The organism is Collinsella sp. HCP3S3_D1 (assembly GCF_052064015.1).
Lineage (GTDB): Bacteria > Actinomycetota > Coriobacteriia > Coriobacteriales > Coriobacteriaceae > Collinsella.
In genome coordinates, this window is record NZ_JBQHWK010000015.1 from 16,543 (window position 1) to 42,517 (window position 25,975).

Consider the following 25,975-nt stretch of genomic DNA (forward strand, 5'->3'; position numbering starts at 1 on the left):
CTAGTTATATACCGATGTGCAGCTATAAAGCCGCCTCTGGGGTGAATTAACAGCCCAGAGGCGGCTTTGTAAGTCGCGGAAGTGGTCCCAAGTGCCGGATTGTAAGCAGATTTGGCGGTGCGTTACTTGTCGGTGCCTAGCTTGTGCGGTTTGTAGGCGAGGGCGTTGACGAGTGCCTCGGCAGCGGATTTGACAGCCGCCGGCTGCGGATCGTTAACGTGGTCCTCGGGGTGCACGGGTAGGTCCTTCTTGGCGGCATCGTGGATGAGCTTAAGGTACTCGGTCACACCGGCGGTCGAAAGATGCGTGCCATCGCCATCGAACAGGTCGTTGCGATTTGTGCTGTATCCGTACCAGTCGATAACACGCACGTTTTTATAGCGCTTGGCGGCGTTGGCAATGGCTTGGTTCGTGGACCCGACCCACGGCTGCGGGCTGCGCGTGTTTACAAACACGACAATACGCTGATCACCGGCGTCGGCCATGATCGCGTCGACCTGGGCGTCCGTTACCAAACCGTTGGTGCCCAGGGCAAAGACCACGATCTTGCCGGCAAGGTTCTGCTGGATATAGCCCTCAAATGTCGCGCGGCCCGCATCAAACTGGCGGCCCTTTTCGGCATCGATGTGGCTGTGCGGGAACACGCCGTCAAAGGCATCGACGGCGCGCAGGGACACGGAGTCGCCAATCATTAGCAGGTCGTAGGCTCCGTCGGGGAAGCCGTCGTCGTCTTTGTCGGAGTCGTCGGCCGCCTGTTGATCTTGAGGCTTTGCATTTTTGGCCTCCTTGTTTAGGATTTCGGCGCCCTCGCCGCTCAGCGCGGATGTGTCGGGCACAAAGACCAGGCCGCCCAGCGCCACAACAAGCACGACGGCGCAAACGGCGCAGGTGGGGACATGTGCGCGCATCCAGCCGGCGGGCGTGGTGGTGCCGTCGCGGAGCTCGGAAACGGTGCGCCCAAAAGCGCCCTTCCTAAACGGCGTTTCGATAAAGCGATAGGAGCACTCGGCCACGGCGACCACCAACAACACCTGCAAAATGTAGTGCCACCAGGGCGTATCGTTGATGTTGGCGACCGGGTTCATAAGCAGCAGCAGCGGATAATGCCACAGGTAGATGCTGTAGGAGCGCTTGCCGATCCATACGAGCGGCTCGGCGGCCAAGGCCCGTGCGACCATGCCCTGGGGCTGCACGCATGCCGCGATAACCATCAGTGTGAGGATGGAGCACAGCAGCGTGCCTCCGCGATACTGAAACGCGGTATAGCCGTTGGTGAGCGCGACCATGGCGGCGAGTCCGACCAGGCCAACGACGCCCATCAAATCGATGGATGCGGGGGAGGACCAAAAGCGTGCGAGCTCACTTGGCTTTGTCGTGGCGGCCTCGGCGGTGTCGCTCTTTGACTTGTCGTGCTTGGCGGCGCCGGCCAGTCGGTCGAGCCCCAGATGGCGGACAAGGCGCGCAGGCGCCAGGTCGCGGTCGGGGATAAAGGCCATCCAGGCGCCCAGCAGCAACGAGAACACGCGGGTGTCGGTGCCGTAGTACACGCGGCTGGGGTCGGTGGCGGGGTTGTAGAGCACCATCATGGCGACGGCGGAGACGGCGGCGAGGCCCAGGACCACGCGGCGCGTGTTGGGCTTGCTCACATGCATGGATACCATGGCGAGCAGCAGCGGCGGCCAAATAAGATAGAACTGTTCCTCGATGGCAAGCGACCAAAAGTGCGTGAGCGGCGAGGGGTCGCCCAGGGCGTTAAAGTACGAAACGTCCTGCATGATCTGCCACCAGTTATTAAAGAACAGCAGCGACGGCAGGATGTCGGGGCGCATCTTGGTGAGCATCACATGGTTAAAGACAGTGCACAGTGCGCAGGTCACCACCACGACGGTTACCACGGCGGGGAACAGGCGACGGATGCGGCGGATCCAGAAGCTCTTGAGATCGATACGACCGGTCTTTGCGATTTCGTTGAGGAGCAGGCGCGTGATCAAGTATCCCGAGAGCACAAAGAAGATCGTGACGCCGAGCAGGCCGCCCTGAGCCCACGTGAGGTTGAGGTGATAGAGCACCACCGCGACAACGGCGAGCGTGCGAAGGCCGTCGAGGGCGGGGATGTAGCGAGATTTGGGACGCGTAGGCGCCTGTTCTTTTGCGGCGCTGTCGGTGCGGGCGCCCTTGTTGGCGGGCGAGCGACGGGAGCCTGCAGCGCGGCGCGGCTCGGTGGTTTGGCGGTTAGTGCGCGAACGTTCGTGCGGCGCTTGTTGATCGCTCGCATGGCGTGAGCTGCGCGAGCTCGATCGCGGGAATTGTTCCATAAAACATCATCCAATGACGAGAATAATCAGCACGCTTTCATTGTAGCCGCCTACTCCTGTGAATGCTTGCTGCTGGCGTAAGCTCAAGCGCGCGTCCACATCAAAGTGAACTAAAGTTATAGAGGTGCGAGAGCGCACGATTGACGGCCGACAGCGGGTGCAGAGCCCGCGGACGAGGAGGTTTCCATGGCAGATTGCGGCATCGTTGCGGTGTTCGGCAGCATGAACATGGACCTTTCGGTGGCGTGCGAGCGCATGCCGCGTGCGGGCGAGACCGTCGGCGGCAGCGGGTTTATCACCAACGCCGGCGGCAAAGGCGCCAACCAGGCCGTAGCAGCTGCGCGCATGGGCGCGTGCACGCACATGATCGGCGCGGTCGGCCGCGACGCGTTTGGCTCGTCGCTTGTGGCGGGGCTCCAAGATGCTGGCGTGGACTGTGACTTTGTGGCGCGCCGCGACGACGTGGAGACGGGAACGGCGACCATCATTCGCTGTGAGGGCGATAACCGCATCGTGCTATCGCCGGGCGCCAACCATGCACTTGCGGGCGAGGACGTTGCCCGCGCGCTGAGGCGTCTGGTGACCGATGAGCTCGATGGCAACGCCAGCGAGATTGCCCCGGCTGCCGGAAGCGTCTTTATCGCCCAGGGCGAATGTGACCTTGCAGCGACGGCCGAGGCGCTTGCTTGCGCTCACGAGCTGGGGTTTTATACGGTCTTTAATCCAGCGCCAGCCTGCGAGTTGCCTGCGGAGGTCTGGCCTGCAGTCGACCTGGTCTGTCCCAACGAGACTGAGTGCCAGGTACTGACGGGCATCTTGCCTGCAGACGATGCGAGCTGCGTCGCGGCGCTCAATGCCCTGCTCGCCAAAGGTGCCGGAGCTGCGGTCATCACGCTGGGCGGCGCCGGCTCGGTTACGCTCGGCGACGACGGCGAGTTGCTGCGCATGCCGGCGCTTTCGAGCGCGGTGGTCGATACGACGGCCGCGGGCGATACGTTTATCGGTGCGCTTGCCGCGGCTCGTCTGGAGGGCCTGCCGCTCTTTGAGTGCATGGCCGCGGGTGCTCGCGCCTCGGCGGTGACGGTGTCGCGCCTGGGCGCGCAGCAGTCGATTCCCACGCGCACCGAAGTTGAGCGCGTGTTTGATTTAGACGGTTTAGTACAAGACGGAGAAGCGGAGTAGAACAATGGCAACCAAGAAGCTGATCCTTGATCTGGATATGGGTGTGGACGATGCGATGGCGCTTGCCTATGCCATCGCGAGCCCCGAGGTTGAGCTCGTGGGCATTACCACGTGTTTTGGCAACGTGCGCGTCGACCAGTCGGCGCGCAACTGCCTGGCGGTGCTCGACTTGTTGGGCCGTCCCGAGGTGCCGGTGTACCTGGGTGCCGACCGTCCTCTGCAGGCGACTGAGCCCTATACGCCGCCGGCGTCCACCGTACTCATCCACGGCAAGAACGGCATCGGCGGCGCGAGCGTGCCCGCGTCGCCCTATGAGCCGGTGGGGGCGACGTCGGTCGATGGCAACGCTGCAGTCGATTATCTAATCGATGCCGCGCGCACTTATGGTCCCGATCTGGTCTACGTAGCGACCGGCCCGCTCTCCAATCTGGCGCTTGCCCTGGAGCGCGATGCGACGGCGGTGATGTCTATCGGCCGCGTGGTGGTGATGGGCGGCGCCCTGACCGTGCCCGGCAACGTGAGCGCGGGCGCCGAGGCCAACATGGCAAGCGATCCCGAGGCGGCCGATGCCGTGCTGCGCTCGGGCCGCAAGCTCACCATGGTGGGTCTGGACGTGACGCATCGCGTGGTGCTCACGCGTCGCGACATTGCCGGATGGACGGGCTCGGGCACCATGGCGGGCTGTGCGTTTGCGAGCATGGTCGAGCACTACATTGGCTCGTACGAGATGAACGCACCCTACCTGGGTGGTTGTGCGCTGCACGATCCGCTGGCCGTCGCCGTGGCGATCGACCCCACGCTCGTGGGTGCGCTCGGCTGCAATCTGCGTGTTGATCTGCTGGGCGAGTATCGCGGCCGCACCATTTGCGACGAGCATCGCCTGTCCGATCCGGACAAGAGCGCGCTTGTGGCGCTGACCGTGGATGCCCCGCGCTTCCTGTCCGAGTTCAAGACGCGCATGGCCCGTGTTCTTGGCTAGATGATTTCCGTGCCCCGCCCCATGTAGTCAATTTGGGACGGGGCTTTTTTAGCTACCGAGTAAATGTGCCCGTTGGGGGAATAGTCGTGCCACTTCGCTTGACAACAGGCTAAACTAGCTCATAAACATTTACTACTCTGTTTAGATTGAATTTGCGGTCGTTTAGTTGTCGAGTCATCAAGTTGTGATGCTCCGCCACGGCCGTTGCTAGGGGGAACAATGGCCAAAGCAAGTGTTCGCGAGATCAGCCGCATCACCGGTTTTTCGCCTGCGACCGTGTCCAACGCGCTCAACCGCAAGCGCAGCGTGAGTGAAGAGACCGCCAAGGTCATCCTGGAGTGCGCGCAATCGCTTGGCTATCAGCAGTCGACGCAGCTCGAGAGCATTCAGTTTGTGCTCGCGCGCAAGACGGGCGCCATTCTGGACGAGAGCACCTTCCATCCCGCGGTCATCGAGGGCGTGGAGCGCCAGGCGCGTCGTCACGGCATGAGCACGAGCTTTGTCTCGCTCGACTTTAGCGACTTGGACGCCGTGCGTCCGCAGGTCGAGGGCCTGATCGCCGATCCGTCCGCCGCTATCGTGCTGATGGGTACCGAGCTGGGCGAGGAAGACTACGCCCTGTTTGCCAACGCTGCCGCCCACCTGATCGTGCTCGATGGCTGGAGCGATCGTCAGTACTTCGATGCCGTGGTCATTGCCAACACCGACTCGGTGCTGCGCGCCGTGGATCACCTCATCGAGAAAGGTCACAGGCAGATCGGCTATCTGGCAGGCGACCTTCGCATCCGCAACTTTAAGGATCGCGAGCGCGGCTATCGCCAAGCGCTTGAGGACGCAGACCTTGAGGCCAACCCGACATGGCGCGTTACGCTGGGCACCACGCTCGAGGGCGCCTATCGCGACATGGGCGCATGGCTCGACAGCGTCTCGCGCGACGACCTGCCGACGGCTTTCTTTGCCGAAAACGACGTGCTCGCCGTGGGTGCCATGCGCGCGCTCAACGAGCACGGTATTCGCGTGCCCGAGGATGTCTCGATCATCGGCTTTGACGACCTATCTCTGGGCGCCTTCTCCAACCCGCCGCTCACCACGGTGCACGTTCCCAAGCACGAGGTGGGCGAGATCGCGGTGCGCCGCCTGGTGGGCAACATCCGCAATCCCAAGAGCTATACCTGCAAGACAGCCGTATCGACCTATTTTGTCGAGCGTCAGAGCGTGCGTGAGATCTAGACAAAGGCAACGCCGGGCCGCAGGGCGGCAAAGCTCGCTAAGGCAGAAAAATAACGTCATCCAAAAGGGGTCCTTCGGGGCCCTCTTTTTGTTGCCCTTGTATGTTCAGTTTGTTTACATACCGTTTAGGCTGATTTCTCTACCGCCCACGGGTATTTCGCGTTAAACTTCTAAACACTGGAGTAAAAATTTAGTAAACAGAACAAAACGAAACATGCGTCTGTTTACTGAACATGTGATTAGGGGAGGACGTACATGGACAAGATCAAGCTCGGTTTTGTGCCCACGCGCCGCAGTATCTTTAGCGCGCCGGACGCAATCAAGTATCGCGGCCTGACGGCTGATCGCCTGCGCGAGATCGGCGTCGACATCGTGGATATCGACGACATCAATGACGAGGGCCTGCTGTTCGACGACAGCCACATTGAGCCTATCGTCAAGAAGTTCCGCGCCGAGGGCGTCGATGGCATTATGCTGTGCCACGCCAACTTTGGCACCGAGTACGTTTGCGCTCGCCTTGCCCGCGAGCTCGGCCTACCCGTGCTGCTGTGGGGCCCGCGCGACGAGCGCCCCGAGCCCGACGGCACCCGCCTGCGCGATAGCCAGTGCGGCCTGTTCGCCACCGGCAAAGTATTGCGCCGCTTCCAGGTTCCCTTCACCTACATGACCAACTGCCGCCTGACCGATCCCGAGTTCGAGCGCGGTGTTTGGGACTTCTTGGCCGTGTGCAACGTGGTCAAGACCTTCAAGCACACCCGCATCCTGCAGATGGCCACCCGTCCGTTCGACTTCTGGTCGACCATGTGCAACGAGGGCGAGCTGCTCGAGAAGTTCAACATCCAGCTTTCGCCCATTCCCATGACCGAGCTTGTCCAGGCCGTGCGCGACGCCCAGGCCGACGAGCAGGCCATGGCTGCCATGCTTGCCCACATCAACGACAGCTTTGAGATCTGCATCCCCGAGGATAAGGTTCCCGCGGTCGCCGGTCTTGCCATCGCCATGAAGCGCCTGGTCGAGAAGTACGGTTGCAACGCCGGCGCCATTCAGTGCTGGAACGCCCTCCAGGACGAGCTGGGCATTATGCCCTGCGCCGCCAACGCCATCCTCAACGAGATGGGCATTCCTATCGTATGCGAGACCGATATCCACGGCGCCATCACCGCGCTGATGGTCGAGGCCGCCGACCTGGGCCGTCACCGCGGCATGTTCGCCGACTGGACCGTGCGCCATCCCGATAACGAGAACGGCGAGCTGCTGCAGCACTGCGGCCCCTGGCCCTGCAGCTGCGCGGCCGTCAAGCCCAAGCTCACCTATCCGCTGGCTTTCGATCACCCCGGCGCGCTGACGGCCGAGGCCAAGCACGGCGACCTCACCCTTGCCCGCTTTGACGGCGACAACGGCGAGTACTCGCTGCTGCTGGGTAACGCCCGCGGCATCGACGGCCCGGCCGGCATGGGCACCTATCTGTGGGTCGAGGTCGACAACCTCAAGCGCCTCGAGGCCAAGATCGTCGAGGGTCCCTACATCCACCACTGCGTCGCTATTCACGCCAACGTGGTGCCGGTGCTCTACGAGGCGTGCAAGTATATCGGCATCCAACCCGACCTGTACGACCCCATCGAAGAAGACGTTAAAGCCTACCTGCGAGGAGAGTAGAAATGGCAACTATCGAAGAGCTTGAGTCCCTGCGTTGGGACCTTCGCCGCGATTGCGTCGATATCATCATGGCTGGCGCCGGCGGCCACATCGGCGGCGACATGTCGGTGATCGACGCCCTCATGACCCTCTACGCCAACCACCTCAACATTTCACCCGAGACCGTCGACGATCCCAACCGCGACCGCTTCGTGCTCTCCAAGGGCCACGCCATGGAAGCCTACTACGCGGTGCTCTGCCACGAGGGCTATCTTGACCTCGATGACGTCAAGGCCCGCTTCTCCAAGTTCGGCAGCCCCTACATCGGCCACCCCAACAACAAGCTCAAGGGCATCGAGATGAACTCGGGCTCGCTGGGTCACGGTCTGCCCGTGGCCGTGGGCATGGCGCTCGCCGGTAAGATGGACGGCCGCGACTACCGCGTCTACACCATCATGGGCGACGGGGAACTTGCCGAGGGATCGGTCTGGGAGGGCGCCATGAGCGGCGGCAACTACCAGCTCGATAACCTGTGCGCACTCGTGGACCGCAACCGCCTGCAGATCAGCGGCAGCACCGAGGATGTTATGAAGCAGGACTCGCAGGAGGAGCGCTGGGCCGCCTTCGGTTGGAACGTGCTCTCCATTCCGGGCAACGACGTCCGGGCCATCGACGCCGCGCTGACGCTTGCGGCCGAGACCTGCGGCAAGCCCACGGTCATCATCCTCAACACGGTGAAGGGCTATGGCTCGCCCGTCATGGAGGACAAGGCCGCCTGGCACCATCACCTGCCCAACGATGAGGAATATGCCCAGATCATCGCCGATTTCGCTGCCCATAAGGAGGCCGTCAATGGCTAACAAGATCGCCAATCGCAAGGTTATCTGCGACACGCTGCTCGAGGCCGCGAAGACCGATAAGGACATCGTCGTCCTATGCTCCGACTCCCGCGGCTCCGCATCGCTCACGCCGTTCTTTGATCAGTATCCCCAACAGTCCGTCGAGGTCGGCATTGCCGAGCAGGACCTGGTGAGCATCGCCGCCGGCATGGCTTCGTGCGGAAAGAAGGCCTGGGCCGCCTCGCCGGCGTCCTTTGTGACCACGCGCTCGTATGAGCAGTGCAAGGTCGACGTCTCGTACTCCAACACCAACGTCAAGCTCATCGGCATCTCGGGCGGCGTGTCCTACGGCGCCTTGGGCATGAGCCATCACTCCGCGCAGGATATCGCCGCCATGAGTGCGATTCCCAACATGCGCGTGTATCTGCCGAGCGACCGCTTCCAGACCGCCGAGCTCGTGCGGGCCCTGGTCGCCGACAACAAGCCGGCCTACATTCGCGTGGGCCGCAACCCGGTCGAGGACGTGTACACCGAGGACGAGTGCCCGTTCCAGATGGATCGCGCCACCTGGGTGCGTCGCGGCACCGATGTGACGCTCGTCGCCACCGGCGAGATGGTCCGCCATGCCGTGGACGCTGCCGACCTGCTGGCCGAGCAGGGCATCTCGGCAACGGTGCTCGACATGTATTGCGTCAAGCCGCTTGACGCCGAGGCAGTGATTGAGGCTGCCGGTGCCACGCGCGCCGTCGTGACGGTCGAGGAGCACAGCCCCTTCGGCGGCCTGGGCTCTATGGTCGCGCAGGTGGTGGGCGAGCATTGCCCGCGTCCGGTCAAGTGCCTCTCCCTGCCCGACGCACCGGTCATCACCGGCACGAGCCCCGAGGTCTTCGCACACTACGGCCTGACGGGTGCCGGAATCGCGCAGACCGTCGCCGAGTTCCTCGGCAACTAGTAGAAACAGACGCTGCGCGGCCGCCAAGCACCGCACCTTGCCGTTCAAACCGTCGCTTGCGTACGCAAAGTACGCGGCGCTCCTCTTTCACGGCAATCTGCGGCACTTGACGGCCGCTCGCTCCTTGTCCGCCAGTCGTCTTTGATTTGGCGGAAGGAATGGGAGAGTGCATGAGCAAATACATCATCGGAATCGATCAATCCACGCAGGGCACCAAGGCACTGCTGGTGGACGAGGGCGGCCATTTGATTCATCGTGCCGATCGCTCGCATCGCCAGATTGTCAACGAGGCCGGTTGGGTGAGCCATGATCCGGCCGAGATTGCCGCCAACGTGTTGGCCGTGGCGCGTGCCGTGGTGGAGGAGACCGGGGTCGACCCTGCCGACATCGCCGGCATCGGCATCTCCAACCAGCGCGAGACCACTGTTGCCTGGAACCGCGCGACGGGCGAGCCGCTGTGCGACGCCGTAGTGTGGCAGTGCGCCCGCGCCCGCGAGCTGTGCGACAAGCTGGACGCGCGCGAGGGTGTGGCCGAGCTGGTGCGCGACACGACGGGTCTGGTGCTCTCGCCCTACTACCCGGCGGGCAAGATGGCCTGGATCCTCGCGAACGTTCCCGCTGCTGCCGAGGCTGCGGCGGCAGGCGAGCTGTGCCTGGGCACCATCGATGCCTGGGTGGTCTGGACGCTCACGGGCGGCGCGGAGTTTCGCTGCGACTGGTCCAACGCCAGCCGCACGCAGCTCTTTGACCTGCGCCGTGGCTGCTGGAGCGAGCCGGTGTGCGAGGCCTTTGGCGTCGATGTGGCCTGCCTGCCGCAGGTGACCGATTCCGATGGCCTGTTCGGCATGACGGACCTGGGCGGCTTTTTGCCGGCACCCGTGCCCATTCACGGCGTGCTCGGCGACAGCCATGCCGCCTTGTTCGCGCAGGGCTGCCACAGCCGCGGCATGGCCAAAGCGACCTATGGCACCGGCAGCTCGGTCATGATGAACGTCGGCGACGAGTTCGTTGCCAGCTCGCACGGGCTTTCGAGCTCGCTCGCATGGCGTATGGACGGCGTGACCGAGTACGTGCTCGAGGGCAACGTGAGCTACGCCGGCGCCGTCAAGACGTGGCTGCGCGACGATCTGGAACTCATCAATAACCCCGAGGAAGTTACCGACCTGTGCTACGCCGCCAATCCGGCGAGCCGCGTCTACTTTGTGCCGGCGTTTACCGGTTTGGGCGCGCCGCACTGGGCGAGTGACGCCGAGGGCTGCGTCTTTGGCATGACGCGCACCACGGGTCGCGCGGAGTTCGTGAAGGCCGCCGACGAGTCGATCGCCTATCAGATCTTTGACGTGATCGATGCGATGGTTGAGGATTCGGGTGCAACGTTGGCCGAGCTTCGTGTTGACGGCGGTCCCACGCGCGACGCGTACCTGATGCAGTTTGAGAGCGACTTGGTTGGCTCGCCCATCCGCATCGCGAGCAACGACGAGATGAGCGGCCTGGGTGCGGCCTGGGCCTGCGGCATCGCGCTGGGCATGTACACGCGCGATGTCGTCGATGTCTACGGCGCCCGCGGCATCGTGGAGCCGTCGATGCCCGCTGACGAACGCGCCAAAAAGATCGCCGGCTGGCGCCACGCTGTCAAATCAACAATTGCATACACTGCCTAGAATGATTTTTTAGGACGGGATTAAAAATTCATTGATCCCCGTCCCGGGCAGCTCATTTGGGACGGGGCTTTTTTGACTGGTATGATTGGTGCGACCATTCGAACCAGCTAAAAGAGCCCCGTCCCAAATTGACTATCGAGAGGATCTGCCATGGAGCGCATCGCGAGCTTTTCCGTTGACCATTTGCAGCTTGAGCCCGGCGTGTACGTGAGCCGCATCGACCGCGATCCGGCGACCGCCGCTGTCGTTACCACCTTTGACCTGCGCCTGACCACGCCCAACAAGGAGCCGGTCATGAACACGGCAGAGTGCCACACCATCGAGCACCTAGGCGCGACATTCCTTCGCAACCATGCCGAGTGGTCGAGCCGCATTGTCTACTTTGGCCCCATGGGCTGCCGCACGGGCTTTTACCTGGTCGTTTTTGGTGAGGTGACGAGCGAGGAGATCCTGCCGCTCGTGCGTGAGTTGTTTGAGTTTGTCGCCGACTTTGAGGGCGATGTCCCCGGAGCCGCTCCCGAGGAGTGCGGCAACTACCTGGACCAGAACCTTCCCATGGCAAACTGGCTCGCGCGCCGCTACCTCGACCGCGACCTGGCCGATATCGACGAGAAGCACCTGCACTATCAGCAGGCGTAAGGGCTTATCGCCCAAAACGCGCACATTGGGCGCCTTCGCTTATGCGGGGGCGCCTTTTTGTTGAGTGGTCTGGACGAGCGTTCAAAATCGCTCATGTTTGTTCTAGAATGTTCGTATAGTCACATTTACGAACAGGAGCGAACATGCATATCTATTCTGTCAACGATCCCGAGTTCAAGTCCTATGGCCGCGTGTGGGACGACGTCCCGTCCAGCCTGACCGCCCCGCTCGTCGAGGCGTTCTCCGCAACGCCCATCCCCGAGGGCAGCAAGTACGTGGCCTCCGCGCCTGAGCTGGAGCAGGTCGAGGGCGCCGATGCGCTCGGCCTGCTCATGTATGGCGGCCGTCCGTTCCAGCTGGGCTGGTGCAACGGCCACAACACGAAGCTCAACTGCTTGGAGTATCACCGCGCGAGCGAGTTCAACCTGGGTGCTCGCGACTTTATTCTGCTGCTCGCCAAGCGTGAGCAGATTGTCGACGGCAAGCTCGACACCGCGCAGGTCAAGGCGTTCCGCGCGCCCGCCGGCACGCTCGTCGAGGTCTACGCCACCACGTTGCACTACACGCCGTGCATGGTCGACGACGGTGGCTTCCAGGTGATGGTTGCGCTGCCCGCCGGCACCAACGGTCCGCGCCCCGAGGCTGCGGCCGACATGCCCGCGGCCGGTGATAGCTACTGCTACTGGAAGGCCGACAAGTGGGTTCTCTGCCACGCAGATAGTCCCAAGGCTGCCGAGGGCGGCTACGTAGGTCTCGTCGGCAAGAACCTCGACATCACCGTGGACTAGGGTCTTCCGTCTCAATCTGTAACAGTTGGCGCGCTAAATCGTCTCTATCTGTTACAGATCAAGACGAACCACGGGGGCCGCCCGAACAATCTCAATCTGTAACGCCAAGCCCGGTTTTGACGGCCTAACTGTTACAGATCGAGACAAGCGGGCCCAACCCACCACAAAGGTGCCTGTCCCCATTGTGGTGGCTGTCTAGAGCTGGCTGCGCAGATAGTCAGCCATATATGGAACAGCGAAACGCACGTAACCGCGGCGCGCCTGTTCGATAACGCCGACGTCGATGAGGCGTCGGCGATACTTTTGGGCATAGTCGGGTGTGACTGACATGCGCTCGGCCACATTGGAGATGCGCGACACGCCGTCTTTGTCATCAGTCATTGCGTCGAGAAACGCGACGTCTTGGTCCGATAGCGCGGCGAGCGTCGTTTCACAAACATCGTTTTCGAAATCGGCCTTTGACGCTTCGATAGCTCCGTCGACTTGCTCTGGCGTTACGTATTCTCCTGCCTGGCAGCGATTGGCGATGTTGTAGCCGATGAGCTGCAGCATATAGGGCGATCCTTGGGTTGCACGAGCGGCACGGAGGCGAAGATCGCCTGGAATATCAAGGTCGAGCTCTTCGAAAGCCCGCTGATAATAGGCATCGACATCTCCGACTGAAAGCGGTTCGAGCGTGACTTTGCGTGCGCGGTTGAGAAATGTCAGTACGCGGTCGTTGAGTGTCGCGGAGACTGCTCCCGGGAGGCCCGCCATGACGAGCGCGACGTTGAGTCCCTCGCCGACCAGCTCTTGATAGGCGGTGACGAGCTGTCTGATCTCGGGTGAATTTGCCTGGAGCTCGTCGATGAGGATGAGGATGCCGTGTCCCTGCTCGGTTAACTTGCGTGCCAACTGCGTGAGTTTGAACTGGAAACTCTTAGTTTCCTGTACGTCGCGCGTAAACTCGAGGCCGGCTGAGAAACCGAAGACGCTCAAACTGCCACCTGTAAGTTTGGGGAGACGATGCTTGTTGGCGTAAGGCTCGCCCGCTTCCTGGATTTTCTCAACAATGCGCTCGAGCATATCCTCGGAGGCTACGGTGGGCGTGGCGACAACAAAGCCGAGCTTGCGGGCGCGATCGGCAAGTTCCCACAACAGAACCGTTTTGCCGCTGCCTCGCTGGCCGAGCATGAGCATGGCTCGGTCTCGATTGCCCGGCTCCTGCTCAAGGCCGGAGATGAATGTCGAAATCACGCTCCCGCGTCCCACCAGATAGGACGGGCGATTTCCAAATGAGGGGGAGAAGATGGTTTCAGTCATAAGTCTCCTTTCCTTTTTTTCCTATTTTTTCCTTTTTTTCCTATTCAGTCAAATGAGTTGCTGAGCGAAGGCGGCTAAGTAGGTCTCATCGGCAAAAACCTCGACATCGCCTGCGACTAGAATCTTCTGTCTCGATCTGTAACATCTAGCGGGCTAAATCGTCTCTACCTGTTACAGATTTAGACAAACTGCAAGGGACTGGCCGAACAATCTCAATCTGTAACACCTGGCCCGGTTTTGGCGGCCTACCTGTTACAGATCGAGACAAATCGCCCCAAACCGCCACAAAGGCGCCTGTCCCCTTGGTGGTGAATTGGGCAGGCGGGTATCAAAAAGTGTCAGGCGGGGTGGCTGCCGGGCGCCTGCACGCGAAAAGAAGTATCGGCCTGTGCCACCGCCGTTGAGCGACGCGTTGTTTGCAGGGATACTGAGCCTATGACAACAGCGTGCGAAAGGATTGATACATGGCTTTCCGTAATGACTTCCTGTGGGGCGGCGCAACGGCTGCCAACCAGTGCGAGGGTGCCTACGACGTGGACGGCCGCGGCCTGGCCAACGTGGACGTGGCTCCGCACGGCCCCGAGCGCTATGCGGTGGTCTCCGGCCAGCGTAAAATGCTCGACTTCGAGGACGGCTATTACTATCCCGCGCAGACCGGCATCGATTTCTATCACCACTACAAAGAGGACATCGCTCTCTTTGCCGAGATGGGCTTTAAGACCTTCCGTATGAGCCTGGCTTGGACCCGCATCTTCCCCAACGGCGACGAGACCGAGCCCAACGAGGCTGGCCTGGCCTTCTACGAGGAAGTATTCCGCGAGTGTCAGGCGCACGGCATCGAGCCGCTCGTGACCATCACGCACTTCGATTGCCCGATTCACCTCATCAAGGAGTACGGCGGCTGGCGAAACCGCAAGCTCATCGACTTCTACAAGAACCTCGCGACCACGATCTTTACCCGCTACAAGGGGCTGGTGAAGTACTGGCTCACCTTCAACGAGATCAATATGATCTTGCACCTGCCGTTTATGGGTGCTGGTCTGGTCTTTGAGGAGGGCGAGAACAAGGAGGCCGTCGAGTACCTGGCCGCCCACAACGAGCTCGTCGCCAGCGCTTGGGCAACCAAGATCGCCCACGAGATCGACCCCGAGATCAAGATCGGCTGCATGCTCGCCGCGGGTAGCTACTACCCCTACAGCTGCCGTCCGGGCGACGTGCGCCAGGCGCAGCTCGATAACCAGGACAACTACTTCTTCGTCGACGTCCAGAGCCGCGGCTACTACCCGGCATATGCCGTCAAGAAGCTCGAGCGTCTAGGCATCGATGTGGGCATGACGGACGAGGACCGCGAGATCCTGGCCGCTAACACCGTCGACTTCATCAGCTTTAGCTATTACAGCACCCGCTGCTCTGCCGGTGCCGATAACCCCGATGTCGAGCGCACCCAGGGTAACGCCTTCGCCGGCGCCAAGAACCCCTACCTGCAGGAGAGCCAGTGGGGCTGGGCCATCGATCCTCTGGGCTTCCGCATCACCCTCAACGACCTGTACGACCGTTATCAGAAGCCGCTGTTTGTGGTCGAGAACGGTCTGGGCGCCAAGGATGTTGTCGAGGAGGATGGCTCCATCAACGACGACTACCGTATCGACTACCTGCGCCAGCATATCGCCGCGATGCGCGATGCGGTGACCGAGGACGGCGTTGACCTGCTGGGCTACACCACCTGGGGCCCGATCGACCTGGTGTCTGCCGGCACGGGTGAGATGTCCAAGCGCTACGGCTTTATCTATGTGGACCGCGACGACGCCGGCAACGGTACCCTCAAGCGTTCCAAAAAGAAGAGCTTCGACTGGTACAAGAAGGTTATTGCTTCTAATGGTGAGGACCTGTCCTAAGGAAGCTGAGACACTCAACTTCATAGCCTTCTAACCAAGGCGCCCGGCGAGTAGTTATTGCTCGCCGGGCGCCTTGCCGTCTGCGGATTTTGGGACATGCGGCCCGCTTTTTGGGCCCGCCTGTCGGTACACTAAAGGGACTATGAGTACCCGCGAGCGACATATCGGCCACGCGGCCGCCCGGACCGCTCCGGTTGCGGATCCCAGGGGCGGCAGGCTCTTCGCCATGCCGCGATTCCTTGTTGGCATAACGCATCAGGTGTACCGTCACCGCGTCTTTGCTATCGCCGGCGCCATCACCGCGCTGTTCCTCATGCTTTTGGCGATCTTGCCGGTGCTGTTCGCCTTCGACCCCAAACTTTCTAACGCCGTGCCCGCCTATAGCGAGGTGTCCGAAGAGGTCGTGGATGGGCTCACCCATTCGAGCCCTCTCCCGCTGCTTGTCGCCGCAATTGTATTTTCGATTTGGGGCGTGTTGGTCTATCTGCGTTGTTTGGACTATGTGTTGCGCCGCCGCCTTGTTGCCATCGCCACCATCTGTGCCCTGTGGATGATCGAGGTCATTCTCAAGTACAAGTCGTACACGCCGTTCTATGCCACCTTGCTGTGGTACCTGTACTACGTGCCCATGACGCTCATTCCGCTGCTCTACCAGCTCTGCGGCCTGCGCCTTGCGGGCCTGGAGCAACGCCGCCTGGGTCGCCGCTACCGTGCTGCGCTGTGGATTGTGGCCATCCTGCTTATCGGATTTGTACTCACCAACGATTTTCACCAGCAGGTCTTCCGCTTTGACCGTACAAGCGACACCTGGAGCAACGATTACACGTACGGCCGGGGTTATTTCGCCTTCCTCGTGTGGACGGCCTCTAACTTCGTGGCCTTTTTTATCCTGGTTGGTCGGTCCTCGTCCTTTCGCATCCAACGTTTCTCGGGCACGGCGGCGCTCGTGCTGCTGGGCGGCGCATTCTTTGGCATCTCATATGCTCTGCGCGTGCCCTGGGCATGGAGGCTCAACTTTTCGCTCGTCTATTGCGTCCTGTGCGTGGTGGCGATGGAAATCTGTCTCGATTGCGGTGTCATTCCGTCGTACCACGATATCGCCGGCATCTTCGACACCTTGCCGCTTGACCTCAAAGTTCTAACGCGCGACCTGCAGGAGGTCTATGCCACGCCGGTGTCAAAGCCAATGCCGGTAGGCGTGCGCGAGGAGCTGCGGACCCAGGAGCACGGCCGCGCCCATGCCTTTACCGTGGCGTCCGATCCCGATGTGATGTATCGTGCTTTTCCGCTGCTGGGGGGATCGGCCCTGCTTGCCCAAGACGTATCGGAGCTCAACGAGCTCAATCGCGAACTGGCACATCGTCGCATGGAGCTGCAACGCCAAAACGAGCTGCTTGCCGCCGACTACGACCTTAAGACACATTTGGCAGATCAAGAGGCCGAGACCTTGCTAGTCCAAGACGTGGACCAGGCGCTTGCCCGCGCGCTCGAAGAGATGTACGACTTGTTGAGCTCGCTGCCGCCGTTGACTGACGAGGAATCTTCGCGCGAGCGTTACCGCATGCTGCAGCGCGCCAAGATGCTCGTTGCCTATTGCAAACGGAAGGGGTCGCTCACGTTGGCACAGCACGGGGAGAGCGGTTTTGACCGCGACCGCATTCAGCTCATTGCCAACGAGCTCGCAAGCGACCTGCGCACGATCGATGTCGATTGCGCCTCGATTATTGCCATACGGCGCCCGATGCACGCCAGTACGGTAAGCGCGCTGTACGACTGCGTGTATGACTTTGCGTTTTTTGCCTACGCCACCGATCATCCGGCACTTATGTATCACTTGGGCGACCATGACCGATGCAGCGTCGAGCTGCGCGCCACACTTTTTTCCAACGATGATGAAGATCTTTCGCAGACGCCCGCTGCGCAAGAGCTCGAAAGCGCTTTGCAAGGGCGCAACGTGGCATACCGCCTTGAGGGCGAGTCCGGTCAGCTGCGCATGATCGTCTTGATGCCGAGGGCGGGTGAGTGACGATGCAGATTTCGCTCATACTTCCCCAAATCGTTGCGCTCGATGTTGTCTTTGCCCTGGCTGCGTGTCTGCAGACGATCCACGTCCCGCTCATCGCATCGCGCCGCTCGTCCTATAACCGTAAGGTGATTTGCGCCTACGAGGCGAGTCTTGTGCTTCACCTGATGATTTCGGCGCTCATCTTGTTCACGTCGTCTGGCTCGTATCTGGTGGCGCCGCTTGACGTTTGCGCCAGGGCAATGGGCGGAGCGTTGTGGCTCAATGCCGCAATCTTTGCCTATGGCGTGGTACTTATGGTGCACTATCGTCGTCCCGTCATGCTGGTCGAGCTGCTGCTTGTTGTCGCCGTTACACCACCGGTGGTTTTTGCCATGGGCTCGGCGTGGACCGTTGTCCTTATCGCAGAGGGAGCGTTCTTCCTGTTCCGTTCCATCGCGGCGCTCTTGATGGACGTCCGTAACCGCCAAGAGGATATCACCTTGTTCTCGACGATCGAGACCATCAACGTGATTCCCGTGGGCATCCTGTATCTAGACCCGAGGGGCCGTCCGCTGCTCATGAACCGCTGCATGCGCAAAAACCTCGTAGAGCTCCATATGCCCACCGACCTGGGCGACATGAGCAGCACATGGAACGACCTGCGCAAACTTAGCATGCAAATGCCCGAAAGCAGCGCTAATCGCGCCCATATCGACCTTGATCGCTTTGGTAGGGATCGCGCCGTGGTCGAGATCTCTCCTTCCGAGATTCGTCTGTTCGTGCGTGACGCCGTTACGGTCTCGAGCCGTCCGTTCGAGCGCGTCGTCGGCCTGGACGTGACGGAATACGCACACGCCTACGACCGTCTGGCGCAAGCCAACCACCTGCTTGAGCGTGCTGGCCAAGAGCTCCAGGCCCAGATCGAAGAAGCCAAAAAGGTTGCCGACAATGCGGCCTACCTACGTATGCGTGCCCGCGTTCACGATGTGATCGGCCAGCGCCTGTCCATTCTTCATCGCTATTTGGAGGAGGGACGTCTGGATGATGAGTCGCTCGAGCAGATTGACCCGTTGCTGCGCTCAATCGCCGCCGATTTGCGCAGTGGCGGTGCCAGCGAGCCTGCAGAGCAGCTGAGCGATATCGTCCACGCCTTTGGCTTGGTGAGTGTGCAGATCGATGTTGAGGGTGCGCTGCCTGAGGACGCGCGTGTCGCTGCCGCATTTTTGCAGATTATCCGCGAGGCCTCGACCAATGCCACCAGGCATGCGCAGGCGCATCGGGTCCACGTGCGCCTGTGGCAGGAGGGGACGAATGCTGGCGCCGTCGCGCGCATGACGATTTCTAACGACGGGTCCCCGGCCCCCGTATCGTATCGCGAGGGAACGGGTATCCCAGGTATGAGGCATGTCGCGCAAGATTTGGGCGGCGGCCTGGAAGTCCACGCCGCCCAGCCCTTTACGCTTGCGGTGTCCATCCCGCTGAGCTCCAACGCCACGGTCCAAAGGAGAAGTTCATGATCCGCGTGTTAATTGTCGAAGATCAGGCCATTCTGCGCGAAAGCCTGGCGCGCTCCGTTGGCGACCAGCCCGATATGACCGTCGTCGCCGCGATCGCCGATGCCTCCGAGGCCTTGGGTGTCGCGCTCAAGGAGCGCCCGGACATGATATTGATGGACGTGTGCACCGAACACGATTCAAACGGCATCGTGGCGGCGGCGCGCATCAAGGAGCAGCTGCCCGAGTGCCGCGTCATCATCATGACAGGTATGCCCGAGATCACCTTTGTCGACCAGGCTCGCGAGGCGGGCGTCGATAGCTTTGTGTACAAGAACGTTGGTATCGACGAGCTGTTCGCCGTGATGCGCTCCACGCTGGCGGGCTATTGCACGTTTCCCAAGCCGCCCGAAAGCATTTTTTCGGGCACGGCGGCACTCGACGATGTCGAGCTGTCGATTTTGCGCCTTGCCTGCGAGGGCAAAAGCCGCCGCGAGATCGCGGCCGAGCTGTTTATGAGTGAGGGTACCATCAAGCGTCGCATCTCGGAGATTCTGAGCAAGACCGGCTACGACAACATCATGCGTCTTGCCGTGCGCGCGGTAACGGAGGGCAGCATCGTCCCCAACATGGAGCGCCCGTAATCGACGCGCTCGCCGTGTTCCGGCGCCGTAAAGATAGGCCGCCCGCCGTTTTGCATCAGAAAACGACGGTCGGCCTGCTTGTGCGGCTGTGCTGTCGGCATAAAAACGACGGGGCCGCAGGATCAACTCCTGCGGCCCCGCCTGGCAAGTGCGCGGATGCGTCCGCCAATCCGCGGCTGATGTTACGTGCCGCTACGCGATGGTTGCGGTGTAGGAGGCGACGTCCTCGTAGGAATCGGTCAGGTAGGCGTCGATGCCGATGGTCGTGTTGACCAGGTCGTCAAGGCTGTCAAGCTCGCCGCTCGAGAACGTGAATTCCTCGGTGGCGTTGGTGCCGGGCATCAGGTTAGCCGAGAACCAGGGTTCCTTCATGGTGCCGTTGACGTTGGTCTTGCCGGAGGGAGCGTAGAAGGTCAGGTCCTTGTCGCTCTTGTTGGTGATGTTGACGACAAAGCCGATGTCGCCCCATTCGTCCTTGAACTTCTCGGTGATGGTGATGGTGCACAGATCGTCATCGGCGACGGTGACGGCGGGGGAGATTTCGACGCTCTGGACGTCGTCGTCTTCGACGGCCTCATCGATCTCCTCTTCCTTCTCGGCCGCCTCGCGATCCTTTTTTACCGTACCGGACAGATCCTTGTCGGACTTCGTAAAGATAAGCTTGTCGCCTTCCACCTCGAGGACGAGCTTGCCGTCCTTGAGTTTCATGTCCTGCGAATCGCCGTCGGCGGTGATGGTTGCAGTGGTGGCGTCCTTGGCCTCCCATTTCAGGTCGGCGACCTCAAGGAACATGTCGAGGACGCCCGTGCCGTCTTCGTCGAGGATCAGGATACAGTTGAGGCCCCACTCCTTGAGCATATCCATGTACTCATCGGTGAGCTCTTCGCCCTCCAGGGTTCCACCCGAGAGTTCCCAGCTGCCGACGAAGTTGGCCTTGGGGTCCTTGCCGCCGCCGCTGCAGCCCGTCAGGGCAAAGGCGAGCGCCAGGACGCATGTCAGAAATGCGAGTACGGACTTTTTGAACGTTGTCTTCATGGTGTCCTCCTTTATCGAACGAAACCCATAGAAGCAAATGCGGGGGTGGCGGACCCCCCGCCAATTACCAGATAGAGGGGTTAGGGCCTAGGCGTTCCGCAGTTGCTGCAGAACTTGCCGCCGTTTTCGCTGCCGCAGTTGGGGCAGAACCACTTGGCCGGTGCCGGGGCGGGTGCGGGGCTGCCGCATTCGGGGCAGAACTTGCCGGTGTTGGTGGCACCGCAGCTGCAGGTCCACGTGCCGGCCGCGGGGGCAGCGGCAGGAGCCGGTGCGGGGGCGGGTGCCGGAGCCGGCTGTGGGGCGGCCTGCTGCTGTGCCTGGCCGGCGGCGAACAGCTGGCTGGCGTTCATGCCGCCCATGCCGCCCGCCATGCCCATGCCCATAAAGCCGGCCATCGCGCCGTTGGGGTTGGCGGCTGCCGCGCGCATCGCATCGCTCTGGGCGCTGGCGATGTTGGCGGCTGCCATGGTGGGATCGCGCATGACTGCGGCCTTCTGCAGGTCCTTGATCATTTGCTCGTCTTCTTGCGAGGCAACGATGGAGTTGACGCCAAAGCTCACGATCTCGACGCCGCGCAGGTCGCGCCAGTCGGCGGAGAGAACCTCGTTGAGCGCGCGGGCGAGCTCGGTGGTGTGGCCGGGGATAGCGCTGTAGCGGATGCCCATCTCCGAGATCTTGGCAAAGGCGGGTTGCAGAGCGGTGAGCAGCTCGGACTTAAGCTGGCTGTCGATCTTATCGCGCGTGTAGCTATCGGTCACGTTGCCGCACACGTTGGTGTAGAACAGCAGCGGGTTGGTGATGCGGTACGAATACTCGCCGTTGCAGCGAACGGAGATGTCGACATCCAGGCCAATGTTGTTATCGACCACGCGGAAGGGCACAGGCGAGGCGGTGCCGTACTTATTGCCGATGATCTCCTTGGTGTTGATGAAGTAGACACGCTGGTCCTTGCCCGCGTCGCCGCCAAAGGCAAAACGGCTGCCGATATTGGCGAACGTCTCCTTGATGGAGTCGCCCAGGTTGCCGCTAAAGACGCTCGGCTCGCTGCCGGTGTCAAAGACAAACTCGCCGGGCTCCAGCGCGACCTCGATGATCTTGCCGTTTTGCACCACGAGCATGCCCTGGCCGTCGTTGACGGCGATGACGGAGCCGTTGGAGATGACGTTGTCCTCGCCGCGCGTGTTGGAGCTGCGGCCGCCGGTGCGCTTGCTGCCCTTGCAGGCCAAGACGTCAGCGGGCATCGATTCGCAATAGATATATTCCTTCCACTGGTCGGCCATGACGCCGCCGGCAGCTCCCAATCCAGCTTTCAAGAGTCCCATGGTGATCTTCCTTTCTCGTCAAAGGCCGGGTGGTATTGGTCAGAATGGCTAATCGTCCTTGTTGTCCTTCATGACAACGGTGGTCTCGGTGTGGCTGAAGGTGTCGTGCTTCTCGGTCAAGTCGAGCTCGCCGCAGTAGCAATCGGCGTGGGTGGCCTCGTTGGCCGTCTTGAGCTGGCCTACCAGCAGCACGTCTCCGATGATTACGATAATCAGCGGTGCGACGATGTTGATGAGGATGCCCTCGATATCAAAGGTGAGGTAGTCCGGATCGAAGGCGTTCTCGCCCATAAAGAGAATCTGGGAGAGGACAAACCCGATTACAAAGAACAGCACCGAGGCGATGGCGAGCTTGGGCTTGGAGCAGGGCAGCTCGCCGACCATGCGGCCGGTTTGGCCGTTCATGGCAAACAGGTAGCTCTTGCCGTTCCACGAGGTGGAAAGCATCCACACGGGGAACAGAGCGTAGTTGCTGTCTTCCCAGGTGTAGTCGAGCTGCTTGCTTTCGACCTTGGCATCGTCATATTCGTCGACGACGGTCTCGCGCAGGGCCGAAATCGTACTTTCTTCCATACGACGCTCGGCGCGCGCCTTGCAGGTCTCGCAATCCTCATCGTAGCGGTTGGCGATGTAGCCGGGCATATACGCGACCGAGAACGGGCGCAGCGCGTCGTAGTCAAACGGCTCGATAGCATCCATATGGCCGTCGGGCATCTTGGACGATCCGTCGACGGGCACGCGCTCAAACGAGATTTTGCCCTTACGGTAGGCGTCGTAGTGGTTGGTGGTCGTGACGGTGCGGTCGGATTCCTCGGTCACGGTCTCGTTGGTCGCATCGAAGTACACTTCGCCATCCACGCGGGCGCCGTAGAGCCAAAACGGCACGTAAACGCCTTGGACCTCGTCGATGTGGTTGCCGGTGACAAAGCTCTTGGGCAGCAGGATTTTGCCCTTGTAATGCTTCTTGAGCGCGGCCATGACATCATCGCGCCCGAGCTTAAACGGAATCACCAGGTCGGGTGAGAAGTCGCCCGAGAGCTGGCCGGGCGCCACGGCGGAGTTGCCGCAGTATGGGCAGGTGGTAACGGCGACGGTGCCGTCCGAGACCAGCTCGGCGCCGCACGACGAGCAGATGTAGCCGGCGTTTTGGGCCAGATCCTGCACGGCATCGTCGACAGCAGGTTTGGGGGCCGCGGCTGCGGCATCGGCTTTGGCATCTGCCTTGTCCTGGCGCTCGCGATAGAGGGCCTCGACTTCTTCGACTTCAAAACGCGAATCGCAGTAGTCGCAGACAAGCTTTTGTTCGGCACTGGCAAAGTGAAGGGGGCCGCCACACGCGGGGCACTGATAGTTGACACTCTCGAAGGCCATGATCGGTCCTTTCCGTGCCGGAGGCTATGCGCCGATGGCGCCGCCGCAGTATTCGCAGCGCCCGCTGGTATCGGGAATGGTGGTTGCACCGCAGAAGGGGCAGGTGACCGCGGTCTTGGGGGCCTTGGCGGCCACGACGCTGTCGCGTGTCTCCTGACGCAGCTGTACCAGCGCATCGCGGACTTCGGTTGCCTGGCGCTTGGCCTCGCGATATTCGATGGAGCCACGCTGATCGATGGTGGAGTCGTTCACGCGCAGGTTGATCTCGGTAAAGTACGGCGTGTTGACGTGAATAGTCAGGTTAAAGTCGTAATCCAGGTCGTAGCGCGGCGGGTTGTAGCTCTCGCGCTCGCCGTCCTTGGTCTCGCGATAGATCTCGGTGCGATGCTCGTCGATATCCATATCGCAGCCGAGTACCTGTGAGAACTCGATGATGTCGGGATTGGCGTCGCGCCAGCGGCTCTGCGAAGTGATGATCAGCAGACCCGCGTCTTCGTCGAGCATGATGTTGGTGCGCCCGGCAGAGAGCGTGCGCGTTGGGTTGAACGAGGCCAGGCGCTCGGCGTTGGCCTCGCGGTAGGCGAGTTGCTCGCGGATATCGTCCGCGGTGCTGGAGCGCCAACCACTAAAGAAGGGGGACAGCTTGCCTGCGCACTCTTTGCACAGGTAGCCTTCGTTGATCTTGGTCTTTCCCAAAATCCCCAGTTCGGTACCGCAAATCGCGCACTCTTTCTTCTCGAACATCTTGTCAAAGAAGCCCATGGCTGCCTCCCATCAACAGGTAGCGTGTGTCACTTTTGATGATGGGTGAGCGCTCGATCTTTCACGATACCCAGACGGCTCAACGAGTCTCCACAACTGGGACACATGGCCCATTTTCGGCCACTCATTGGGGACGTACTTAAATGAGTGGCAGCTGGGGACAGTCCATGCCGAATGTGGCGGCTGCCGAATGTGGGCGCCGTCCCTGCTATGCCACGGTCACGGCAACCTGGGCGTAGCGGCTGCAGGGGCGCTCGGCGCGCGTCTGCACGGTAAGGGTGAGCACGAAGCGGTCGCCGGGCTGCGCGTCGGCGGGCACGATAAAAGCGGTGCTCACCGTGCATTCCTGCCACAGCGAAAGATCCTGCGTGCCTGCATAGCTCGACGGGTCCACGGCGACATCCCAATGTGCATCAAAGCCCTTGCCGTCGGGGTCGACGACGGTCGCTGCAAGGGTGACGTGCTCGCCGGCTGTAGCGCTGCGGTCGGCCGTGACCTCGACAACATGTGTCGGATGCGAACAAGCTGCCGGATCATGGGCGCACCATTGCGCGCGGGCGGCAAAGTCTTCCTGATAGGCGCGCAGGTAGGGATTGGGGTTGCCGTCTACGGGCGTGCCGATGGCGGCAAAACCGGCGGGTGCGTCCGTATCGGGATGTCCATCAAGAAACATGCGGCCGAGCAGTGTGTCGAAGCCGCGGTCGTCGATGCCGCGCAGGCCAAACGGCAGCAGCGGAATATAGGTCATGCTGTCGCCTTCGGCCATAAAGTCGCCGCGCTCAAACTGCATCGCGGGCATGCCTTCTAGACCCCAATCCAGACGGGCATGCTTGCCAAACTGAAAGCGCTCGGGCTCATTTTCGTAGACCTTGCCGTCGCCATAGAGCATGTAGCGTGCCATGAGGGGGCCGTTACCCTGCGTGAGATTCTGCTCAGGCCAAGGTGCCTTAAACAGCGGCAACGTATCGGGTTGAGCCATCTTAGCATCGACATAGCCGCCATACATATAGGGCACACACCAAAAGATGAGCTCGGGAAAGAGCTCGCGTCCATGGTCGAGCCATGAGTTGTCCTGCCCCACGCCATCGGCAACGCCCATCACGCGCACCTTCTGATAGACCCGCTGCTGCACGGCAGGCCATTCGGGCGTGGCGCGATAACGCTCGGCAATACTCATGAGGGCGCGAACGATGGTGTTCATGCCACCCCAGCTGAGCAGCCATAACGTACGCGGATCATCATCCAAGATTGCCTGCGCAATTACACGAGATCCCTCAGTTTCCTCAGTCACATCACCCTCAAAGGCAACATTTCCCACAAAGGTGCGCTCGATCATCTGGGCGGGCGTGGGAAACGGCGGCTCACCGGCAGCGCCCGCATTCGCCTGCAACTGCGGCCAAGCCTGGGCATATTCATTACTCCAGAGACTCTCAATCCAATGCTCGGGAAACGGACGATACTCACGAAGCTCGCCGGCCAGCGGATCGGGCTCATGAGGCACAACATCCCACTCATAAGAGCGACGCCCTTTGGTCCGCCAATGCGAATTCACCTCGCCCAGCGTATGAACCCCATCCCCAAGAAAGTGATACTGCGAAGCCGTGTACACCACAGCCTGAACATCAAGCACATTAAGATACAGAGCCAAATGAACGAGCGAGTTCATATCGTCGACTTCCATATCGGTAGTAACAATCACCCGAGTTAACTCTTGGGACATAGGAACAGCTCCAATCAAAATCAATTCAGCCAGTTACGCGCAAGGCAAGACGGGACCCGGTCCCCATCGCCGCCGACCCGGCGTGCTGCCGGAAGCGGCCGGCCAGGGCCAACGACAATGGCAACGCAGCGGGGGCCGGGTGTTAGTTTTGCAAACATTCCGCAGGGGGCATGGGAAGGCGCAGCGCGAAGCGCAAAGCGCCGCCC

Annotated in this window: 20 protein-coding genes; 13 read left to right on the forward strand and 7 right to left on the reverse strand. The window is 61.3% G+C overall.

From position 1 onward, the window contains the following. Positions 1 to 122: 122 nt before the first annotated feature. Positions 123 to 2,315, reverse strand: coding sequence for an acyltransferase family protein (locus ACTNDJ_RS06355; RefSeq protein ID WP_441063926.1), 2,193 nt, complete (start codon positions 2,313 to 2,315; stop codon positions 123 to 125). A 186-nt stretch (positions 2,316 to 2,501) separates the two neighbouring features. Between ACTNDJ_RS06355 and ACTNDJ_RS06360 the strand changes: the two genes are divergently transcribed. The 9 genes from ACTNDJ_RS06360 (at position 2,502) to ACTNDJ_RS06400 (ending at position 12,220) form a co-directional block, all read left to right on the forward strand. Next, a complete protein-coding gene (locus ACTNDJ_RS06360) occupies positions 2,502 to 3,497 on the forward strand; it encodes a ribokinase (protein WP_441063925.1) in 996 nt (331 codons plus the stop codon). 4 nt (positions 3,498 to 3,501) lie between these two features. Continuing rightward, positions 3,502 to 4,476, forward strand: coding sequence for a nucleoside hydrolase (locus ACTNDJ_RS06365; RefSeq protein WP_441015326.1), 975 nt, complete (start codon positions 3,502 to 3,504; stop codon positions 4,474 to 4,476). 219 nt (positions 4,477 to 4,695) lie between these two features. After that, positions 4,696 to 5,706, forward strand: a complete 1,011-nt coding sequence (locus tag ACTNDJ_RS06370; protein WP_427793677.1) for a LacI family DNA-binding transcriptional regulator — start codon at positions 4,696 to 4,698, stop codon at positions 5,704 to 5,706. Between the two features lie 255 nt (positions 5,707 to 5,961). Beyond that, entirely contained in the window at positions 5,962 to 7,362 is a 1,401-nt protein-coding gene (locus tag ACTNDJ_RS06375; protein WP_441063924.1) for an L-fucose/L-arabinose isomerase family protein, read from the forward strand. A 2-nt stretch (positions 7,363 to 7,364) separates the two neighbouring features. After that, the gene (locus ACTNDJ_RS06380; protein ID WP_427718096.1) at positions 7,365 to 8,201 is read left to right on the forward strand and encodes a transketolase; all 837 of its coding nucleotides are present in this window, start codon (positions 7,365 to 7,367) and stop codon (positions 8,199 to 8,201) included. Continuing rightward, positions 8,194 to 9,132, forward strand: coding sequence for a transketolase family protein (locus ACTNDJ_RS06385; RefSeq protein ID WP_427718099.1), 939 nt, complete (start codon positions 8,194 to 8,196; stop codon positions 9,130 to 9,132). The genes ACTNDJ_RS06380 and ACTNDJ_RS06385 overlap by 8 nt, the downstream gene beginning before the upstream one ends. A 170-nt stretch (positions 9,133 to 9,302) precedes the next feature. Continuing rightward, positions 9,303 to 10,793 carry an FGGY family carbohydrate kinase gene (locus tag ACTNDJ_RS06390; protein ID WP_441063923.1) on the forward strand — a complete coding sequence of 497 codons (1,491 nt, stop codon included), beginning with the start codon at positions 9,303 to 9,305 and terminating at the stop codon, positions 10,791 to 10,793. A gap of 150 nt (positions 10,794 to 10,943) precedes the next feature. Continuing rightward, complete coding sequence (locus tag ACTNDJ_RS06395) at positions 10,944 to 11,432, forward strand: S-ribosylhomocysteine lyase (RefSeq protein WP_427727273.1); 489 nt, start codon at positions 10,944 to 10,946, stop codon at positions 11,430 to 11,432. Between the two features lie 143 nt (positions 11,433 to 11,575). Further along, on the forward strand, positions 11,576 to 12,220 hold the full coding sequence (locus ACTNDJ_RS06400) for a DUF4867 family protein (RefSeq protein WP_441063922.1): 645 nt from the start codon (positions 11,576 to 11,578) through the stop codon (positions 12,218 to 12,220). Positions 12,221 to 12,415: 195 nt separating this feature from the next. Here ACTNDJ_RS06400 and ACTNDJ_RS06405 read toward each other — a convergent pair whose 3' ends face one another. Next, positions 12,416 to 13,522 (reverse strand): ATP-binding protein, encoded by a 1,107-nt coding sequence (locus ACTNDJ_RS06405; RefSeq protein ID WP_441048959.1) that lies wholly within the window; start codon positions 13,520 to 13,522, stop codon positions 12,416 to 12,418. Positions 13,523 to 13,986: 464 nt separating this feature from the next. Between ACTNDJ_RS06405 and ACTNDJ_RS06410 the strand changes: the two genes are divergently transcribed. From ACTNDJ_RS06410 to ACTNDJ_RS06425, 4 genes are all read left to right on the forward strand, one after another. Continuing rightward, entirely contained in the window at positions 13,987 to 15,417 is a 1,431-nt protein-coding gene (locus ACTNDJ_RS06410; protein ID WP_441048958.1) for a 6-phospho-beta-glucosidase, read from the forward strand. 226 nt (positions 15,418 to 15,643) lie between these two features. Further along, on the forward strand, positions 15,644 to 17,443 hold the full coding sequence (locus ACTNDJ_RS06415) for a histidine kinase N-terminal 7TM domain-containing protein (protein ID WP_441083454.1): 1,800 nt from the start codon (positions 15,644 to 15,646) through the stop codon (positions 17,441 to 17,443). Next, entirely contained in the window at positions 17,440 to 18,939 is a 1,500-nt protein-coding gene (locus ACTNDJ_RS06420; protein WP_441063920.1) for a sensor histidine kinase, read from the forward strand. Before ACTNDJ_RS06415 ends, ACTNDJ_RS06420 begins: the two co-directional genes overlap by 4 nt. Beyond that, the gene (locus ACTNDJ_RS06425) at positions 18,936 to 19,559 is read left to right on the forward strand and encodes a response regulator transcription factor (protein ID WP_418825693.1); all 624 of its coding nucleotides are present in this window, start codon (positions 18,936 to 18,938) and stop codon (positions 19,557 to 19,559) included. Before ACTNDJ_RS06420 ends, ACTNDJ_RS06425 begins: the two co-directional genes overlap by 4 nt. Before the next feature lie 192 nt (positions 19,560 to 19,751). Here the strand turns inward: ACTNDJ_RS06425 and ACTNDJ_RS06430 are convergent, their stop codons facing one another. The 5 genes from ACTNDJ_RS06430 to ACTNDJ_RS06450 form a co-directional block, all read right to left on the reverse strand. Continuing rightward, a complete protein-coding gene (locus ACTNDJ_RS06430; RefSeq protein ID WP_441015338.1) occupies positions 19,752 to 20,594 on the reverse strand; it encodes a hypothetical protein in 843 nt (280 codons plus the stop codon). Positions 20,595 to 20,674: 80 nt separating this feature from the next. Next, positions 20,675 to 21,916: an SPFH domain-containing protein gene (locus ACTNDJ_RS06435; protein WP_441063919.1), complete on the reverse strand. Its 1,242-nt coding sequence runs from the start codon at positions 21,914 to 21,916 to the stop codon at positions 20,675 to 20,677. Positions 21,917 to 21,964: 48 nt separating this feature from the next. Then, positions 21,965 to 23,287: a hypothetical protein gene (locus tag ACTNDJ_RS06440; RefSeq protein WP_441063918.1), complete on the reverse strand. Its 1,323-nt coding sequence runs from the start codon at positions 23,285 to 23,287 to the stop codon at positions 21,965 to 21,967. 24 nt (positions 23,288 to 23,311) lie between these two features. Further along, positions 23,312 to 24,049: a DUF4428 domain-containing protein gene (locus tag ACTNDJ_RS06445; RefSeq protein WP_441063916.1), complete on the reverse strand. Its 738-nt coding sequence runs from the start codon at positions 24,047 to 24,049 to the stop codon at positions 23,312 to 23,314. Positions 24,050 to 24,257: 208 nt separating this feature from the next. After that, positions 24,258 to 25,769 carry a nucleoside hydrolase-like domain-containing protein gene (locus ACTNDJ_RS06450; RefSeq protein ID WP_441048952.1) on the reverse strand — a complete coding sequence of 504 codons (1,512 nt, stop codon included), beginning with the start codon at positions 25,767 to 25,769 and terminating at the stop codon, positions 24,258 to 24,260. Positions 25,770 to 25,975: the final 206 nt, after the last annotated feature.